This window comes from Dactylosporangium sp. NPDC005555 (assembly GCF_040605635.1).
GTDB lineage: Bacteria > Actinomycetota > Actinomycetes > Mycobacteriales > Micromonosporaceae > Dactylosporangium.
Genome location: NZ_JBEXDG010000140.1, coordinates 1 through 5,068 on the forward strand (window position 1 = coordinate 1; position 5,068 = coordinate 5,068).

Sequence of the window (5,068 nt, forward strand, 5' to 3'; positions counted from 1 at the left end):
TGGAACGACTTCATCTTCGCCCTCACCCTCGCCGGACCCGACAAACAAACCCTCCCGCCCGGCCTGGTCAACACCTACCTCGGCGAGTTCGAGACCGCCTGGCCCGACCTGATGGCCGCGTCGCTGGTCGTGTCCCTGCCCGTCGTCATCGGTTTCACCATCCTCCAGCGCTATCTGGTCGCCGGCCTCACCGCCGGCGCCGTGAAGGGCTGAACACCCCCGCCCTCTGAGGAGATCCACCATGGCTGTTTCCCGTCGCGACATGCTGAGACTGGCCGGCCTCGGCGCGCTCGGCACCACCCTCGCCGCCTGCGCCCCCTCGACCAGCGCCCCTGCCCCCGCCGGCGCCGAAGGCCTGAAGGACGACGGCGTCAAGGAGTTCCCCCTGACGAGCTGGTCGTTCAACGAGGCCGTCACCAAAGAGCCGATCCAGGCCCAGATCGACAAGTACACGGCCGCCAACGCCGGCACGAAGATCAGCACTCCTTCGTATCCGTACAACGACTACCTCAACCAGCTGCTGCTGCAGGTACAGGGCGGACAGCTGACCGGAGCGGTGCAGCTCGACGTCGCCTGGCTGGCCACCCTCGCCGCCACCGGCAAGCTCCTGGACCTGAAAAGCGTCGCCGCGGGCCTCGACTACGCCCCGGCCGCGCTCGCCCTCGGCCAGTCCGGCGGCGTGCAGTACGGGCTGCCGTGGACGTTCGCGGGCATCGGCCTGATCAGCAACAACGAGCTGCTCACCAAGGCGGGCGTGACGAGCGCCCCGAAGACCGTCGCGGAGTTCGAGGCGGCGCTGACCGCGGTCAAGGGCCTCGGCGGCGGGGTCGTGCCGTGGGCCGGGATGACGAAGGTCGACCAGCTCAAGGACATCATCCCGTGGCTGTGGGAGTTCGGCTCGCCCATCGTGGAGAACAACAAGGTCGTCATCGGCGACGACGGCAGCGTCGAGGCGCTCACCTGGTACAAGAAGCTCTACGACCAGAAGCTCATCGCGCCCGACGTCAACCGCGTCGACGCCCGCGCGCTGATGTCGCAGGGCAAGACCGCCTTCTACGAGGACGCCATCGGCGGCCGCGCCGCCGTCACCAAATCCTCCCCGGACAAGGACCTCGCCGCCAAGATGGTCCCCGTCGCCCGGCCCGTCAAGAACAGCGGCGACAAGCCGCGGCACCTCGCCTGGGGGCAGGTCATCGCCGTCGTGAACGGCGCCGGCGCGGCCGCCGCCGCGAACTACGCCAAGACCGTCACCACCGACGCCGGCTACAACATCGCCTGGTTCACGAAGACGGGCCTGCCGCCGACCACGAACGCCGGCCTCGCCGACACCGCCGTCAAGAACGACAAGTTCGCCACCGACTTCACCAGCCAGATCGGCGCCAACTCCAGCGCCAGCCCGTTCTGGATCTACCCGCAGTTCTCGCAGATGGAGAAGGTGCTCGCCGAAGAGGTCCAGTCGATCCTCATCGGCAAGAAACCCCCGAAGGACGCCCTCATGTCCGCCCGCGAGCGGATGAACGCCCTCATCAAATGACGTTCGACGAACTGCTCGAAGGCCGCCCGCTCGTCGCGATCCTGCGAGGTGTACCGGTCCCGCGCGCCCTCGACATCGCGCGGGCCGTGTGGGGCAGCGGGCTCGGCGTGGTCGAGGTGCCGATCCAGACCCCTGACGCGGTGGAGTGCCTGCGGGCGCTCGCCGCACAGGGGCACCCGGTCGGCGCCGGCACGGTCCGCACCCCGGCGCAGGTCGAGGCCGCGGCCGAGGCCGGTGCCGTGTTCACCGTCGCACCCGGCCTCGACCTCGACGTCGTGCGCGCCAGCCACGCCGCCGGGCTCCCGCACCTGCCCGGCGTCGCCACTCCTACCGAGGTCCACCACGCCCTGCAAGCCGGTTGCGACTGGCTCAAGGCGTTCCCGGCCGGAGCGCTCGGCCCCGGCTGGCTGCGCGAGCTGCGCGGCCCGTTCCCCGAGGCGAAGTTCGTCGCCACCGGCGGCATCGACGCCCGCAACGCACCCGACTACCTGGCCGCCGGCGCCCGCGCGCTGGGGGTCGGCGGCGCCGTCACCCGCGACGGCGGCCTGCCACCGCTCCTGGAGGTCCTCCGCAGGACCTGAGCAACCGCCCTGAGGAAGGGACAGATGAACAGAGCCGTTCTGGCCGCCGCCACCGCCATGGCGACGGCCCTCGTCACCGTGCCCGCAACCGCCGTGCACGCCGCGCCCGCCGCCGTCAGCCTCGTGCCGTACGGCATCGACAGCTCCAACCAGGCGGCCTGGTGGTCGCCGCTGGACACGTACACCCCCGGCAACGACTACGCGTATCTCGCCTTCAACGAGCCTGGCTCGACCGCCGGCACGCACCGGGTCGCGATCGCCCGGCGCGACAACTCGGGCGGCTGGACGAAGCTGCCCGTCATGAACGGCGCCGCCCGGGCCGAGTACACCGACGACGTCGGGCACAACCAGCCGTCGATCGCGCGGGACGGCAGCGGCCGCTTCCACGTGTTCGCCAGCATGCACAACAACGCCTGGCGCTACTTCCGCTCCGACACCGTCGGCGGCAACCCCACCAACCACGCCGGTGACCTGCCGGACCAGGGGATCGGCGTCACCTACCCGGTGCTGACCACCGCGCCGAACGGCGACCTGTACCTCATCGCTCGCCTCGACGGCGCCACCGCCCGTTCAGGCCGGCTGTACCGCTGGAACAACGCCGCCTCCACCTGGAGCAGGGTCGCGGTGTTCGCCGAATCGTCCAACCGTGCCGTCTACCCCGACGACCTGCAGTTCGACAGCGCCGGCAACCTGCACGTCCTGTGGGAGTGGGGCCTGTACCCGGCGACCGCGTTCCGCCACCAGCTCAGCTACCTGCTCTACAAGCCGGCGAGCGGCACGTTCGCCGACAGCGACGGCACCGCGGTCACCGTGCCCGTCAGCACCGCCACCGCCGACGTCATCCAGCCGCTCGAGGCCGGCGAGGTGTACCAGGGCAACGACGGCACCGGACCGGCGGTGCAGAGCGCCAAGCTCACCGTCGACGGCACCGCCCCGAAGGTCGCCTACCGCTACCGCAGCGGCACGAACTTCATGGTCCGCTACGCCTACGTCTCCGGCGCCACGTGGGTCCGCGACACGGTGTACTCCGCCGCCCAGACCAGCGCCGCCATCGACATCACCTGGCACCCGGCGGAACAGAAGCGTGTCTACTACACCACCGCCGCCGGGGTGATGTACGTGGCGACCAAGCCCGGCACCACCTGGACCGCCGCCGCGGTCGCGCCCGGCATCCCCGTGCAGCGCTTCGCCGTCGAACGCACCAGCGCCGGCGTCGACGTCCTCTACCTCGTCGACCTCACCAACCTTCGCCTGTACTACGGGAGGAACTGATGCGCCGCCTGCTCGCAATCGTGTTGCTCGCCCCCGCCGCCGCCCTCATCCCGGCGGCGACCGCCCACGCCGACCCCACCGGCACCGGCTACACGCTCGTCTTCTCCGACGAGTTCGACGGCTCGGCGCTCGACTCCGCGAAGTGGAACTACCGCACCGACTCCAAGGCCTACAGCACGCAGCGCCCGCAGAACGTCTCCGTCGGCGGGGGAGCGCTCAGCATCGCCCTCAAGAAGGAGACGTACGGCGGCAAGGACTACACCGGCGGCGGCGTCGTCAGCAAGCAGACGCTGCGGTACGGCTACTACGAGACCCGCGCCAAGCTCAACGACGGCGCCGGCTGGCACAGCTCGTTCTGGCTGATGGCCGGCGACGGCTCCACCACCTATCCGGCGTCGCAGCGCACCGAGATCGACGGCTTCGAGATCGACTCGATCAGCCCGACCCGCATCCACCACGGCGTCCTGACCTGGAAGGGCAACGGCGTCTCGGCCGGGAAGTCCTACGGCACCACGTACACCAGCGGCACCGTCGACTCGCGGGACTGGCACGTCTACGGCATCGACTGGTCCGAGACGAGCACGAAGTTCTACGTCGACGGCGTGCTCAAGTTCACCGCGCCCTACCTGCCGAGCGACTGGACGCACGACTACACCAGCATCTGGCTCACCAGCATCGCCTACGGCAGCGTCCCCGACGCGACGAAACTGCCGTCGGCCGTGCAGTTCGACTACGTGAGGTACTGGCAGAAGGACCACTACGTCGACGACGACGGTCCCGCGGCGTACGGCTACAGCGAGACCGGCACCTGGGCCACCTCCACGCTGACCGGCTGGACCACCGGCTCGCCGACCCGCTACGCCGCCTGCAACTCCAGTGGGAACACGGCGACCTGGCGCCCCAACCTCCGTGCGGCCGGCACCTACAAGGTCTCCTACTACAAGGTGACGGCCGCCAACAGCGACCCGGCGGCCAAGCTCACCGTCGCCGGCACCCAGACCACCGTCAACGGCACCACCGGCACGTCCGGCTGGGTCGACCTCGGCACCTTCGCCCTGCCGGCCGGCACCGGCACCCCGGTCACCCTGACCAGCTCCGGCAGCGGCTGCGCGAGGGCGGACGCGGTGAAGTTCACGCGCATCTAGACCGCCGGCAGGGCTGAGCGGAGATTGTTGACGTGCGTAGCAGACATTGTTACTGACGGACAGGCAAAACTCCGCTCAGCCTGTACGCGCCATCGACCGGCGCGCCGAATCCGTTCGTCCATACGGATCGGACGGGCGGTATGAAATGCGCTCCGGGTGCGCCGGATCAGGCTCGCTGACAGCGCTATATTTCGATGTGTGTCCTATCTTGTGCAACGCGCAGGCGGGTATGTCCGGCAGTCCCGCGGCCGTGAGAACAAGTCCGAAGCATCGCCGGCCGTTCAGCGCGACGCCAATCTGCAGTGTGCCCGCCAGATAGATGCCGAGTGGATGGGAACTTACGAGGACATCGGCATCTCGGCCTTCAGCGGCGCCGAGCGTCCGGGCTTCGATCGACTCCTTGCCGATTGTCACGCGGGTCACGTGAACGTCATCATCGTTCACTGAGGTGATCTCAACGAGATTGCGGTAGGTACCGGTATTCGAAGTGGGTGAGATGGAGCGCTGCGGCGATGATGTCGCCGAGTGCGCGGGGG

The 5,068-nt window shown here is 69.4% G+C and carries 5 protein-coding genes and 1 pseudogene; all 6 read left to right on the forward strand.

Annotation, left to right across the window (positions count from 1 at the left end; all coding sequences use genetic code 11):
- A pseudogene (locus tag ABZS58_RS50960) lies at positions 1–213 on the forward strand (carbohydrate ABC transporter permease); the annotation flags it as partial.
- A 28-nt stretch (positions 214–241) separates the two neighbouring features.
- On the forward strand, positions 242–1,534 hold the full coding sequence (locus ABZS58_RS50965; RefSeq protein WP_354792043.1) for an ABC transporter substrate-binding protein: 1,293 nt from the start codon (positions 242–244) through the stop codon (positions 1,532–1,534).
- Complete coding sequence (locus ABZS58_RS50970; RefSeq protein ID WP_354792045.1) at positions 1,531–2,115, forward strand: bifunctional 4-hydroxy-2-oxoglutarate aldolase/2-dehydro-3-deoxy-phosphogluconate aldolase; 585 nt, start codon at positions 1,531–1,533, stop codon at positions 2,113–2,115. Before ABZS58_RS50965 ends, ABZS58_RS50970 begins: the two co-directional genes overlap by 4 nt.
- Positions 2,116–2,139: 24 nt before the next feature.
- Positions 2,140–3,387, forward strand: a complete 1,248-nt coding sequence (locus ABZS58_RS50975; RefSeq protein WP_354792047.1) for a BNR-4 repeat-containing protein — start codon at positions 2,140–2,142, stop codon at positions 3,385–3,387.
- The gene (locus tag ABZS58_RS50980) at positions 3,387–4,532 is read left to right on the forward strand and encodes a glycoside hydrolase family 16 protein (protein ID WP_354792049.1); all 1,146 of its coding nucleotides are present in this window, start codon (positions 3,387–3,389) and stop codon (positions 4,530–4,532) included. Before ABZS58_RS50975 ends, ABZS58_RS50980 begins: the two co-directional genes overlap by 1 nt.
- 210 nt (positions 4,533–4,742) lie before the next feature.
- On the forward strand, positions 4,743–4,979 hold the full coding sequence (locus tag ABZS58_RS50985; protein WP_354792051.1) for a recombinase family protein: 237 nt from the start codon (positions 4,743–4,745) through the stop codon (positions 4,977–4,979).
- Positions 4,980–5,068 lie beyond the last annotated feature (89 nt).